Source organism: Pseudomonas sp. H1h, assembly GCF_000633255.1.
Classification (GTDB): Bacteria; Pseudomonadota; Gammaproteobacteria; order Pseudomonadales; family Pseudomonadaceae; genus Aquipseudomonas.
The window spans coordinates 77336-91531 of record NZ_AYMJ01000030.1; the positions used below are offsets into that span (position 1 = coordinate 77336).

The 14196-nt window shown below is 61.7% G+C and carries 7 protein-coding genes; 1 reads left to right on the forward strand and 6 read right to left on the reverse strand.

The genetic code is table 11. From position 1 onward, the window contains the following. Positions 1-6: 6 nt before the first annotated feature. Positions 7-453, reverse strand: a complete 447-nt coding sequence (locus U862_RS0123415) for a GNAT family N-acetyltransferase (protein ID WP_025112641.1) — start codon at positions 451-453, stop codon at positions 7-9. Between the two features lie 10 nt (positions 454-463). Then, on the reverse strand, positions 464-1087 hold the full coding sequence (locus U862_RS0123420) for an FMN-binding negative transcriptional regulator (protein WP_025112642.1): 624 nt from the start codon (positions 1085-1087) through the stop codon (positions 464-466). Between the two features lie 92 nt (positions 1088-1179). On the opposite strand from U862_RS0123420, the gene U862_RS0123425 reads away from it, so the two are divergent. Beyond that, positions 1180-2736: a PLP-dependent aminotransferase family protein gene (locus U862_RS0123425; protein ID WP_025112643.1), complete on the forward strand. Its 1557-nt coding sequence runs from the start codon at positions 1180-1182 to the stop codon at positions 2734-2736. A gap of 12 nt (positions 2737-2748) precedes the next feature. Here the strand turns inward: U862_RS0123425 and U862_RS0123430 are convergent, their stop codons facing one another. From U862_RS0123430 to U862_RS0123445, 4 genes are all read right to left on the reverse strand, one after another. Beyond that, complete coding sequence (locus U862_RS0123430; RefSeq protein WP_025112644.1) at positions 2749-7284, reverse strand: DUF6543 domain-containing protein; 4536 nt, start codon at positions 7282-7284, stop codon at positions 2749-2751. A gap of 28 nt (positions 7285-7312) precedes the next feature. After that, positions 7313-11881, reverse strand: a complete 4569-nt coding sequence (locus tag U862_RS0123435) for a hypothetical protein (RefSeq protein ID WP_025112645.1) — start codon at positions 11879-11881, stop codon at positions 7313-7315. 162 nt (positions 11882-12043) lie between these two features. Beyond that, a complete protein-coding gene (locus tag U862_RS0123440) occupies positions 12044-13144 on the reverse strand; it encodes a polyamine ABC transporter substrate-binding protein (protein WP_025112646.1) in 1101 nt (366 codons plus the stop codon). Next, positions 13141-14166 (reverse strand): histone deacetylase family protein, encoded by a 1026-nt coding sequence (locus U862_RS0123445; RefSeq protein WP_025112647.1) that lies wholly within the window; start codon positions 14164-14166, stop codon positions 13141-13143. The genes U862_RS0123440 and U862_RS0123445 overlap by 4 nt, the downstream gene beginning before the upstream one ends. Between the last annotated feature and the right edge of the window lie 30 nt (positions 14167-14196).

Here is a 14196-nt window from a genome sequence, read left to right on the forward strand (position 1 = left end):
GGCTCCTTAAATGGCTTTGCGAAACTGGATGAATCCCGGGCGCTCGGCGATGCGCTCGTAGAGCTGGATCGCAGTGGCATTGGTTTCGTGGGTCAGCCAATGCACTTTGCAGCAGCCGTCCGCCTTGGCCGTAGCGTAAACGTGTTCGATCAGCAGACGGCCCACGCCGGTACCACGGGTTTGCGCAGCCACCAGCAAATCCTGCAAGTAGCAGGAGTTTTCGATGCTCCAGTTCGAGCGATGATAGATGTAATGCACCATGCCTACTGCTTTGCCATCGGCCCAGGCCAAGGCCGCGTGGGTCGGTTCGCTCGGGTCGAGGAAGCGCTGCCAGGTGCTGTCGGTCACCGCGTCCGGCAGCTCGCTGTTGTAGAAACCCAGGTAGGCCTGCCACAGCGGCAGCCAGGCGGCGTGGTCGGCGGCGCTGACCTGGCGGATGTCGATCTGACTCATGGTGATTTCCTTAGCGCATCAATTGGGCGAGGGTTTGATCATTGATTTCGGGACTGGCGGCCAGAGCGTCGCGCACGCCGGCGATGTCTTCGGCGCTGCGGTTCTGACTGAGCTTGCGCTTGCCTTCGAGGCGGTCGATGGGAATGGCAAAACCGACGATGGCCTTGAGCATGCCGTCGATATAGTCGGCAGGGGCGTCGTCGACTGACCAGGGCTTTGCGCGGCCGGCTTCGTGACGGTCGGTGAGGGTACTGACGATATCGAGCAGACGACCGCCATCGCTGAAGGTTTCGGCGTGGCCGTAGGCGTGCACGGCGACGTAGTTCCAGGTCGGCACGACTTTGCCGTGTTCGGCCTTGCTGGGGTAAAAGCCCGGGCTGACGTAGGCGTCCGGGCCGGCAAAAATCAACAGGGCTTCGGCGCCGTCGCGTAGATCTTTCCACTGTGGATTGGCCTTGGCCAAGTGTCCGTACAGCGTGCCGTACTCGCCTTGTTCGCAATGCAACAGCACTGGCACATGGCTGGCTTGCAGACCATTTTCACCGTGCGTCACGAGGATGGCGAGGCGGGTGGCGAGGATCAGCTCGTGCAGTTGGGACAGCTCATCGATGGCAAAGGCGCGCGGCGTGTACATGGAGATATTTTCCTTGGCGAATGCCTGCATCCTAGGCAGGCTATTGGTCTGTTGTAAGAGCCATTGATGACCAATTTCATAGGTCCATTGCCATGCCCGAATCGCCCACACTGTCCATGCCGTTCAATCCGGCGGGAATCGAACTCGACCGCCGTCAGGGCTTGAGTCGCCAGTTGTATCAAGCGCTGCGGCTGCGTGTGCTGGACGGGCGTCTGGCCAGCGGTACGCGGTTGCCGGCCAGTCGCGATCTGGCGGCGGCGCTGGCCATCTCGCGCAACAGCGTGGTGCGCGCCTACGATCAGTTGTACGCCGAAGGCTTCATTGAAGGACGGGTGGGTGACGGCACTTACGTTGCGCAATTGCCGCAAACGGTGTTGCCGGCGAAAAAACTATCCACAAAAGTATCCACAGGGTTTTCAACAGGCTTACCCACAGCCTTATCCACAAATTGGTTGGATTTACCTGTGGATCCATCCAGCAAAGTTATCCACAGCGACCCGCTGACCCGAGTCAAAAACAATCATTTGGCGCATCCTCCCAGTGGTCCGCCGCGGGCTTTTCGGGTCGGTGTGCCGGCCTTCGATCTGTTCCCTTTCGACGTCTGGGCCAAGCTGAATGCGGCTTTTTGGCGCAAACCGGATTTGCAGCAGCTGTGTTATGGCGACCCTGCCGGCGATGCACGGTTGCGCGGGATGATCGCAGCCTATTTGCGCAGCTCCCGTGGCATGCAGTGCACGGCTGAGCAAATTGTGATCACCAGCGGCGCGCAGCAGGGGATTAGCCTTTGTGCACAGTTGCTGGTGGAGCCGGGGGACGGCGTGGCGATCGAGAATCCAGGCTACCGCGCGGCGGGCCATGCCTTCGCCGTGGCCGGTGCCCGGTTGCACGGGGTGGCGGTGGACAGTGAGGGCATCGACTGCCAGCAATTGGCGGGACTTGCCGATTGCCGTCTGACCTATGTCACGCCTTCCCACCAGTACCCCACGGGGGTGGTGATGAGTCTGGCGCGGCGGCTCGAACTGCTGGCGTGGGCCGAGCGCACGCAAGGCTGGATCGTCGAGGATGATTACGATGGCGAGTACCGCTACAGCGGGGCTCCGCTGGCGCCGTTGGCCGCGCTCGATCGACAGGGGCGGGTGCTGTATGTCGGCACGTTCGGCAAGGTCGCGTTCCCGGCGTTGCGCTTGGGGTATCTGGTGCTGCCGCCAGGGTTGGTCGATGCCTTTGCCCAGCGACGCGCGGTGGATGTGCGCCATTCCGAAGTCAGCACCCAGGCGGTGATGGCCGAGTTCATGGCCGCCGGGCACTTCCAGCGGCACATCCGCCGCATGCGCCGCGCGGCGCTGAGTCGGCGTAATGTTTTGCTCGATGGCTGGCCGCAGGCTATTGCGGGCGTCGGCCCGTTGCCCGGTGTCGCCGCCGGGCTGCACCTGACCGTGCCGGTCGAGAGCGTGGCGCGCGAAACCGAACTGATCGATCTGGCGCGTAGCGTCGACGTCGAGATCAACGGGTTGAGCAGCTATTGGTTACCGGACTCCAGCACCCCGGTCGATCAACGAGCCGGTCTGGTGCTGGGTTTTGCTGCGGTGCCTGAACGTGAGATCGAGGCGGCTCTCAAACGATTGCGTACGGTATGGCACAACCGCTGAAGCGGACGCCGGTCAAGGTCGCGCTTCCAGTTGCAGGAACGGGCCCGGGTCGCCAATCCGGCGCAGTACATAGTCGAGCGGCGTCAGGCTGGCCAGGGCCTGACGCCGTTCTGCGTTCAGGCTCTTGAGGTGTGCATCGGCGATCTTCAGGTGCGCCGCCGTGAACTGCTCCGGCGGTGCTTCAGGCGAGTCATAGTGAAAGTGTGCCACCCACAGCGGTTGGTCATGCTCAGTGATGTCGAGCACCTGATATTCCTGGAAGTAATCCTTGCGCTTTTGGGTCTTGATCCGGCCTTGGGCGTTTCTGACGATCCGTACCTGGTGATTGTCCAGCAGCCATTGCACATAGGCCTGTCGAGGCTGGCGTTGCTTGAGCAGGCTGGCCCGCACCGCGACACCTTGAGCGCGCAGGCGGACGGCGGCGCTGTTGAGTTCGGCGCTCAGGTCGCCCACCGGAAGTCGCGTCCCGCCTGAGGCGAGCAAGCGCGCCCGGGCCTGCTCGACACCGATCGCGCTTTGCTCCAGTCGGCGGGCCTGATGGTCGAACAGGTCCTGCATGTCCGCCGGAATCCGGTTGGGCCTCAGTGCGTCGCGACGAGTTCGCTCAATGAATCCTCGCACGTCCTCGTTTTGCGTCAGGGCGTTGGCAATGATGTCGATGTCGTCCAGTTGCATCGCTGGCGAGGGTTTGGGTCTGACGGGAAGCATTTCCTCCAGGGGCGACTCAGCGGCGGTCGAGGGTTTGCCGGGCGCAGGGTCGCGTGGCCGGCTCTTGGTGACCTTGGCAACCAGTCGGGAACGCCCGGCAACGGCGGGTTTGGCGGCGGGCGGCGGGGTGCTGGTGCCGGTTCCCGGCAGCAGGTCGCTCAACTGCTCCTGGGCGCGCTGCCTGAATTCGCCGATCAAGGCGCTTATCCGCGCCAGTTCGTCCGGGTCGACCATGCCGGGATGTTCGCCTGGCAAGTCGCCAAGACGCTGGTCGGCATCGACATAGATATCGAGCAGCCGACTCAGCCACTCGATGTGCTGAGTGGCGGATTCGGCGTTTTCAGGTTTTCTGATCAGGGCGGCATGCCGATGGGTGGCGGTTGCCGCTTCGATAATCAACAGGCCGGTCGCTTCGCGGGCCGCCTCGGTGGCGGTGTCGCGCATGCACACCTCATGGGACATGCCGATGGCATTGGATTTCAAGTCCCACGGGGTGAATGTCGGGAGCAGGTTTCGCAAGCGCTGCGCGGTGGTCATGCCTGCGCTGCCGCTAGCGTCGAGGGGCTCCAGCGAGGTCTGCGACAGTTGCAGGCGCTCGATCATGTCCTGGCTCAAGGCCAGGGCCTGGCGCACTTCTTCGACGTAACTGTGCCGGGCCGGCTCTGATTCGATCACGCGGTTATCTGCCAGGTTGCGGGTCAGTATCGAATACGCGTTCCGTTTGAGGACAAACCACAGGCTGAGGTTTTTTTGCAGCAACGTGGTCATGCGTTGCAGCTCAATGAAATAGCCGTCGCTCCCACCCTTGAGGCGCCACCGCCCAAGCGTTTTCAAGGCCTCGTGGTAATCGTCGATCTGCTTTTCGACCTGTTCGAGGTAGCGCCGGGTTGCCTCTTCGTAGGCATGCCCGGTGGTGCCGAGCAAGGCTTTCTGGGCTTTCTCCAGCTCGGCATGGCCGGCCGCTTCCCGGCTTCTGAATGTCTGCAGAGCGGTGCCCAGTTGTTGCCTTTGCAGTTCCTTTTCCTTGCGCTGAGCCTTGAGCTGGCTTTGCAGGCTGGTGCCGCCAGCACCGCCGCGCAGGCGCAAGCGCGTGTCCACGAACCACTGGCCCTGCGCGTTGTGAATCAATAACGGCCCGGTTTTCGAGGGCGTGTCGGGATAGACGATCTGGACCTGCTGGTCATCGTTTTCCGTCACTTGAAACCAGCGTTCGCCTACCTGCGCATAGGTCCGGGAATCGAGGCGATACAAGCTGGCCTTGTCGCGCAGCAGGGTTTCGATGGCCGTTGCGGTGAGATCCGGGGCCGGTACGGCCAGGCTGTTCAGAAACGTGGTCAATGCCGCAGGCGAGCGACGAGGCACCGAGCCGCTGGCCTCGAGCGAGGTGTAGTGGCTGGAGGGCAACTCGTCGCGCAACAAAGTCGGGAGGTGGGTGACCTTGGGTAGTGCAGGCTTTATCACCGGGGGCAGTTGAGGTTGGGGCAACAGTCCCCTGTCATTGCGCGGCACCGTGCGGGAGCCGGTTTTGCGGCGTACGGCGGCATGATGGGCGAGGATCATCCCCAGGTTCAGCAGCATGTCGGCAACGGCGCCCCACTGAGCCTGCGTATCCCCACGTTGATGGGCGTCCACCACCTGGTCGATCTCACTGATGCTTTGCCAGACCCAGATCGCCGCGCCTGCCGGGCCGCAGAGGAAATTCGCGGCAACGTTGAACAGCGCCCAGCCGCTATCACGCAATAAGGTCCAGCGACGTTGCGCGTTGGACAGCGACTGGCGGTCAGCAAGTTCGGCCATTGCCAGCGCATGGGTCTTGAACAGGACCGGGAACACATCGCCGCTCAGCGTTCTGGAGGAGAGCCCGACCGGCCCGGCCCAGCTCACTGAAGTCCAGGGTTCGGAAAGTAATTGCGCGCCCAGCCATGGGCTGGGCAGGCCAGTGGGGAAGGTGTATTGGGCATATTTGAAACTAGTGTCCGAGTCTGGCAGCCAGGCCAGCACCGAATCCCTCAGTTCGCCTGGCTGATGCAAGGCGTACAGCAGGTTTTGCGCGGAAGGGAATTGCAGCAACGGCTGATCAAGTAACGGGCGATACAACAGGCATGGCCCGGCGTCTGGCCGATGCGCGGCAATGATGAACATGTTGGTGACCGTGTCGCCCTGGGTTTCCCCGGCATGGACGAAGGTCAGCGGACGAATGACCACGGTCGGCGGCTGAGCGGGTGCCGGTTTCAGCCAATCGAGGACACGGCGATAGCCTTGTTCATCCACACCACCGAGGCGACGGAGCTTGCACTCCAGTGCAATCAACGGCAGTAGCGCACGCAGTTGACTGATGTAAAAACGTTGTTGCAAAGGGGCCTGGAGCGGGTCGTCGATCAGGCTGTTCTTGATCAGTTCGGGGTACACCTCACCGATGTTGACCTGGCTTGCCATCTTCGTCAGATAGGCGACGGTCAGCCATGACGGCAGCGCTTGTGGCGGGCTGAATTGCAGCGAGGCCAGATATGGCGCGCTGTTCTGCAAGGCGTACTCACCCAGGGTTTCGGTATGGGTGTCATGCGGGTTGGGCAGGGTCACGCCGCCGGATTCGAAGCTGTTGGTGATGTTGATTTGCAGGCGGTCCAGTGGCAATCCGACAGCTGTCGCCTGATCAGCGATGATCGCTTCACGCATACGGTTCTGTGCATAGGTGTTGATCGGCAGAACCGGTTTCAGTGCCGGGTCTGCCTGGCGGTACAGCAGACCCAGCGCGTTGATCGATTGACTGTACTGATCAAGGTCGGACGCCGTAGCGCCGGTCAGCCAGTCGGGGATTGAATCGTCCAGGCTAATCAGGGCTTTTTTCTGCGACTCACTGGCTTGCTCGATCAGCGGCGAGAAGTTGCTGCCGTCCTCGGCATCGGTGTCGAGACTTTGCTGGGTGATCGCCCGGATGGCATCGAGCTGATTGGCGATCAGTGCCCAGGCCATGTGGTCGAAAAAATTCCCCGCTGGCTCGAACAATTGCCACTGCAGGTTCTGTCCGTCTGGCTGCAAGTCGATACGTTGCGGCAACGACGCGCCCAACTGCTGCAGGGAGTCGAACGATTCATAACCGTCCTCTACGGTGTACATCATCACCACATTACGCAGCCCATAGCGGCCGGTCAGTACGGCGGCCCCACCCAGAATCAGGTGCTGGCGGTGGCCTTGGGCGTCGACAGCGTCAATGTCGATCAGGCAGACCTGGATGGCCGAGAGTGTCTGGTCATGGTTGCGGCGCTCCTGCTTGTCGGGGTGCAGCGAGACTGCCCGGGCGATTCGGCACTGTTCATCGTCCCAGCCGTGCGCGCTGCGAACGTTCAGCGCCTTGCGCAGTGAATCGGATAGCTCCTGCCAGTGCGGCATCTGGTGCCGGGTGCTGTTCCAGTAACCCAGTTGGCGCTCTGCAAAGGCCACGAACAGCAGAGGTGCGTAGTCGTTCAGCAACGCGGCAATGGCTTCGATATCGATGTCCAGATGCACCACGGGCGAGGCCTGGGGATTCAAGGTGAGAAAGTGTTGGCCCTCAAGGTAGTTGGCGTGGGAGCTGTTGAAAAATTGTCGGATCAGCGCCTGGGTCAGCGATTCAAACCGGGTGGGCAGAGCGGCCGGCTCGCCGTCGAGCCATTGCCAGTGCGGTGTGCCGATCATCGCCTGGTCAGGGTCGATGTCCTTGTGCGGATACAGCTGCTTCAGCGCCCGGCGCAGTATGCTGGCGGCAACTTCATCGATCGTCGGTCCACGACTGGTCTGATGGACGATCTGGCTCTTTTGCAGCAAAGCCTGGGTTTCGGTGTCATCTGAGTGCTCGGTCATCGTCATTTTCCTTTTTGACGTTCGGGGCTTATGAGAAAAACAGCGAGCGCGCCAGCTGCGGGCTGATTGCGCTGCGATAGACGGCGATCACCTGTGGGCTGCTTGCGGCATCCAGATCGAAGGCGCCGGCCAGTCGTTGATCCTGCAGTTTCAAGTGGGCGGCGGTGAACGCATCGACTGGTGCGTCGAGGCTGGCGTAATGGAAGTGGGCGTACCACAAGGTCTTCCCGGTGCGCCGCTCGCGAATTTCGTATTCCTGCAGGTAATCCCGACGCGGCCCTTTGAGGCGGCGTCGATCAGCGCCCGCCACAATCTCGATTTCATCCTTGCTCAATAGCCATTCGACGCGGGCGGCAGTGGGCGGCTGTTGCTTGATCATCTCGACCCGTACCCGGTAACCCTCGGCGTACAGGCGATTGCGCGCCTCCTGCAATTGCGCGATCAACGCTGGAGGCTCCTCGATGCTGTTCGCTCGCAGCCGGGCCTGCTCCAGGCTCCTGGCACTCTCATCGAGTTGCTCGGCCCTGTGCTGGAACAACTCCTCGATCTCCACCGGGATACGACCGGGCTTATTTGCATGCGCTTCGGTTTTCCGCACGAAGCTTTCCACGCCGTCGAGCAGCGTCTGCCCTTGAGTGATCTGGGTCGCGAGGTCCGGGGCCGGAGCGCTCGGGCGGCGACGTCGGGGTTGAACACGCTCGAGCCAGACGCCGGGGGTTTTCTCATGAAAGGTGGCGATCACGTTGCCGGTCAACGGTGCTTTGACGTCCAGCAGAGTCGGCTGCCCCGGTGCCGTTGGGCGTAATTCACCGACCACCGTGCCCTTGAAGCGGGTTTTGATCACTCGTTTGCGTGACGGTGGTGCGGACCTCGAGGGGCCGGGGCGAGGTTCCACCGGCCGGTGTTCGAGCAGCAGGTTCGCCAGGTGTTCTTCGGTTTGCTGCTGGAATTCACTGATGCGTGAGCGCAGGTGTCCGAACGGCTGATCGAGGACTACCTCCTGATGGTTGAGACTGAATTCTTCGAGCGTCTGGTCGATGGCGGCAAACTGTTCGAGCATGTCATTGAGGCCCTCGATTCGCTCGTTGGCATCCAGATTCGGGTGTTCGAGCATCAGTTCCTGCGAGGTCTGGATGACCAGGCCGGCCGTTTCGATCAGGTGAACCAGCTCGCCCTCGGCCTGACTCAGCGCAGCAGAGGCCTGCTCTTTCAGGCAGATATGGCGCCCCAGCGAAACCTGCAGTGCCTTGAGATCGTTGAGGCTGAAAGCGGGCAATTTTGCACGGTAGGTATTGGCGATTTCGGCGGCACTTTTGCCCAGTCGGCTCATTTCCTGAAAACGCGACTGAGCAAATTCGACTTTGTTGATCACGTCCTCGGTCAGATCGAACATTTGGCGGTAGGTCGCAGGATCCCCGGGACCTTCAGCCGTCTCTTCGGCGTCAAGCAGCACCAGGGTGTCCTTGAGGGTTTGAGTGAAGGCGGGATTGCGTTGATCGAGCCAGGTCTGGTTGAAAAACAACTGGGTCCCGAGCATCTCGGTCATGGCGCTGCGATAGTTGGGAACCGCCTCCAGCAGATTCAGCGATTTGAGCTGGTCAATGGGGGTGACGTATTCCCCGGTGCGGCGCTCCAGCACCTCGAGAAACTTCGCTTGTTCGGCAGGCCGGGTGTCGTCGCTGGCCGCCCTCATGGCGATGTGCGCGGCTGTCAGCTCTTTGCGTGCCTGCTCGCGCTCGGTATCGAATTCGGCCAGTTGTTTCCTGAGCTCGGCGATGTGCTCGAGGTTTTTCTGTTTTTTGGCTTTGCGTCGACTCGACAGACCGCCGCCACGCAGGCGCAGGCGCGTATCGACGAACCATTCGCCGCGCCGATTGCCGATCAATGCAGGTCCCGGGCGTCCTGGTTGCTCGCGTGAGTCGAAGATCGATACTTCGCTCTCGTCCCCGACCGTCACCTCGAACCAGCGTTCAGCCACCTGCGCGTAATAGCGGGTGCCCTGGCGATACAGGTAGCGATAAGGTCCGGTTTCGCTGGTTGGCGGGATGAGTGATTCGGGGCGGGTGATCGCGAAGCGGTCGAGTGTCTTGGCCAGGCTCAGGGCGGCGTCGGTCAGCAACGCCACTGGGTGCCGCGCTGGGGGCTCGCCGATCACATCAGGCCGTTGAACGATGTTCACCAACGGCTGTGGCGCGGGCTCCTTGGTTTCGACTGCAAGGGGCTCCGGCGCTTTTTCGGCCATGTGGCGGGACGGCGAGTTGCGCGTGCTGGCGTGATGCGCGAGGACCATGGCCAGGGTCAGCAACAGATCGGTCATCGCGGTTTTCTGTTGCCCGGTGTCGCCGGTTTCGGCGGCATCCAGGGTTTGTTGCAGATCGTCCAGGACCTGCCAGATCCAGGCGGCTGTGCCGACTGTTCGACCGAGAAAGGGCAGCACCGTGTTGAGGAGCATCCAGCCGGTGCGCTTGAAGCTTTCCCAGCGACTTTCGGCATTGGACAGCGATTGCCGATCGGCCAGTTCGATCATGGCGCTGACGCTGGCCTTGAACAGCGACGTCAGGTAATCCTCGGCGCCGACCCGAGTACCCAGCGCCAGTGTCCCGCTCATTTGCAGGGAGGTCAGTGGATCGGCGAGCAATTGTGAAAGTGTCCATACCGACGGCCGATCGTCGCTGAATACGTAGTTGGCGTAATTGGCCCGCACACGGTCCGGCAACCAGGCGAGTACCGATTGGCGCAGTTTCGGAGAGTGTTTGATGGCATACACCAGGTTGGCCGGCGACGGGTATTGGGCCAACGAGTGATCGAGCAGTGGCCGGTAAAGCAGGCACGGTCCCTTGTCCATCTGCCGTGGACCAATCACGAACATGTTGGCGACTTCGTCCGTGGTCGTGCCCGGGCGCCACGAGGGACTGAAGGCCAGCGGCCGAATGACGATCTCCTGACCGTCCACCCAACGGTTGGCATCGAGGACCTGAACCGCGGCTGCGACATAGCGATAGCCCAACGCGTCGATCCCGGCCTGCGCGCGGATTTTCTGCTGCAGGGCCAGCAACGGCAATTCGACGCGCAGCCGACTGGTAAACAGGTTCTGCCGCCGCAGGCTTTCCAGCGGATCATCGTGCAGCGTGCGTTTGATCAGCGCGGGATAGTGCTGACCGATGTCGACGCTGACGATCAACGCCTGCAGGTAATTGGCCGTCATCCACACCGGCACCACGGTGCTGCCGATACTGTGCACGGTCTTGTTGCCCAGCGGCAGGTCGATCAGGTTTTGCAGCGCCAGATCGACCAGGCTGAAGGTGCTGCGCTCGGGCTCCAGCAACGGCGTATAACTGCCCCAGACCACCACGCTCTCGACCACGATCTGAATATCGGCCAGGTTCAGTTGTGCGGCATCCGCGTGCTCCTTGAGCATGGCCGCGTGCAGTTGCTCCAGCGCATATTCGCGGATCGGTTTGATGCCGTCGTCAAAGGATTGCTCGGCGTTCTGGCTTTGCACCTGCGCAAGATCCATCAGGTGACGGCTGTAGGCAGTCAGGTCGCTGGGCGAAGCGTTGAGCATCCACTGCGGCAATGCCTGATCGACCTGGTTGAAGCGTGAGGAGGATTGTCTGTCTGTCGGGTCGAGCTCGTTGGTGGTGCGGCTGATGTGCGGCGCCAGGTTCGCCGCTGCGGGCTGCGTGGCCAGTGCGCCAATCGCGTCGGCCTGCAGCGCAATCAGATTGCAGGCCAGGTGATCGAAGTAGTTGCCATCAGGTTCGATCAGCCGCCATAACAGAGTCGCAGGCGGACGTCCGTCGATCTGCGTCAGCAGTGACGCCCCCAGTTCCTGCAGCGAGTCGAAGGCCTGAAAACCGCGAATGAGGGTGTGCGTGAGTATCAGCGTGCGGCTGCCGAGGCTGCCGACCAGTACCGCCATGTCGAGAACGTTGATATGCGCCGAAGTCCCGTTATGCGTGGTGTCCAGATCGATCAGGCAGGCGCGCGACTGATAGCGGTCATTGGCGCTGCGGGTACTTTTCTGCGGATCAGTGAAGAGACCTCGGGCCATGGCGCGCTGGTCGTCGTCCCACTCAGGATTGGTTTCGACGTTCCACAGATCGCGCAGGGACTGGGCCAACTCTTGCCAGCGCGGGGAGGAGGCGCGGGTGAACTGGTTCCAGTACTCGACCTGCTGTTCCTGGAACGCGATAAACAGCAGCGGCGCGATTTCGTTGAGCAGCCTGGCGATGGCTTCGATGTTGACCGGCAGTTGCACCGGCCTCTCGTCCAGTGGTTGCAAGGTGAGGTAGTGCTCGCCATCCAGGTAGGTCACCGGGGTATTGGCAACACCATGGTGTACCAGGGCGTCGGTCAGCGATTCGACATGCGTGGGCCCGGGCACGACGCGCTGGTCGCGCAAGGTCCATCGCGGTGTTATCACCATCGCCAGTCGGGGGTCGATCTGCAATTGCGGGTACAGCGCTTTCAGCGCTGGTTGCAGGGCGCGGGTGGCGACTTCCCTGATTGAGGGACCGGCGACCAGTTGGGTGAGCAGGGCATCCTGAGCGTTGGACAGCACGGGTTCGGCAGGGGGGCTGGAAGTTTCTGACATGGTCACATCCTTTGTGGGAGCAACAGGCACCGTGGCGGGTGCGGTGGGCGATCCGTTGCAAGGTAGTGACGGGCAGAGGGCTCTGGGTGGTAGATAGATATCGCAGGCAAAAAAAGACCTGCGCAGGCGCAGGTCCAGGTGACGGCGGGAAAGTGATACGGCTCAGGTGCCGGACTTGATTTTGGTCCAGGCCCGGGTCCGCGCCCGCTCGGCATCGCGGGGCAATGGTTGCAGGGTGTACAGCGTATTCATCGCCGCGTCGGTCGGGTACAGGTTGGGGTTGTTGCGGATCGCCGGATCGACCAGCCCGGTGGCGTCCTTGTTCGGGTTCGGGTAGCCGACGAAGTCGCTGACCGGGGCAATCACTGCCGGTTGCAGCAAGTAGTTGATAAAGGTGTAGGCGTCCTCGGTGTTCTTCGCACCCTTGGGAATCGCGAGCATGTCGAACCAGATCGGCGCGCCTTCCTTGGGCAGGCGCATGTCGACCACCACGCCGTTCTTCGCTTCTTTGGCGCGGTTGGCCGCCTGCGAGAAGCTGCCGGAATAGCCGACCGCGACGCAGATGTCACCGTTGGCGATATCGGCCATGTACTTGGAGGAGTGGAAGTAGGTGATGTACGGGCGGATCTTCATCAGCAGCGCTTCGGCTTTTGCGTAGTCCGCCGGGTTCTTGCTGTTGGGGTCCAGGCCCAGGTGTTGCAGGGCCAGCGGCAGAATCTCCGACGGCGAGTCGAGCAGGGCGACACCGCACTGCTTGAGCTTGCTGATGTTCTCTTCCTTGAAGATCAGGTCCCAGCTGTCCACCGGTGCGTTGTCACCCAGCGCGGCCTTGACCTTTGCCGGGTTGAAGCCGATCAGAATGGTGCCGTACATGTACGGCACGGCGAACTGGTTGCCCGGGTCGTTGGCTTCGATCAGCTTCATCAGTTTCGGATCGAGGTGGTTCCAGTTCGGCAGCTTGCTGCGATCCAGTGGCTGGAACACCCCGGCTTCGATCTGCTTGGCGAGGAACACGTTGGACGGTACCACCACGTCATAGCCGGAGTTGCCGGTCAGCAGCTTGGCTTCCAGGGCTTCGTTGGTGTCGAAGATGTCGTAGACCAGTTTGGTCTGAGTGTTCTGTGCCTTGAAGTCTTCCAGCGCCTTGGGCGTGATGTAGTCGAACCAGTTGTAGACGCGCAAGGTGCGTTCTTCGGCGTGGGCAGCGCTGCTCAGCAGCGCCGCGCACAGGGCTGGCGCGATCAATTGCTTGAAGCGGTTCATTGTTCAAACCCTTCCAGCACGTTCACCGCGTTGATGCCGATTTCTTCCACCGCGTAACCGCCTTCCATGACGAACAGGGTTGGTTTGCCAAGCGCGGCAATGCGTTTGCCCATGGCCAGATAATCCGGGCTGTCGAGTTTGAATTGCGAGATCGGATCGTCCTTGAACGTGTCGACGCCCAGCGACACGACAATGATGTCGGCGCCGTAGCTGTCGATTTCGTTGCAGGCCTGCTCCAGCGCCGCGCTCCACACGTCCCAGCCGGAACCGGCCGGCAGCGGGTAGTTGAAATTGAAGCCCTCACCGGCGCCTTCGCCGCGCTCATCGTCATAGCCAAGGAAGAATGGGAATTCTGCTTCCGGGTGGCCGTGGATCGAGGTGAACAGCACATCACTGCGCTCGTAGAAAATCGACTGCGTGCCGTTGCCATGGTGGTAGTCGACGTCGAGGATCGCGATCTTTTTGTGGCCCTGATCGAGGAAGGCCTGAGCGGCGATGGCGGCATTGTTGAGGTAGCAATAACCGCCCATCAAATCGCTGGCGGCATGGTGTCCCGGTGGACGGCACAGGGCGAAGGCACTGCGTGCGCCACGCTGGATTTCCGCTTGGGCGGTCAATGCCACTTGCGCTGCGCTGTAGGCCGCCTGCCAGGTGCCGGCGGTGATCGGTGCACCACCGTCGAAGCTGTAATAGCCAAGCTCGCCGTGCAAGCTGGTCGGTTTGATCTGCCGCAGCGTACGTGCCGGCCAGGTGTACGGCAGGAGGTCGCCGTCGGTGTTGAATTCGGTCCAGCGCTGCCAGGCACCCTTGAAGAAATCGAGGTAGTCGCGGCTATGGATCCGTGCGATCGGCTCGAGGCCGAAATCCTTCGGCGCTTCGACTGCGCCGAGGTTCTGGTTTCTGACCCGTTGCAGCACGTGGTCGGCGCGCGAGGGCATTTCGAAACATGGCTTGAGCTGGCCGTCGATGAGTTCGCAGCGGCCATGGTGCAGGTGGTGATCGTCTGAGTAGATCGTCAGCATTTGTTGTTCTCCGCAGGGCTGATTCGGTTG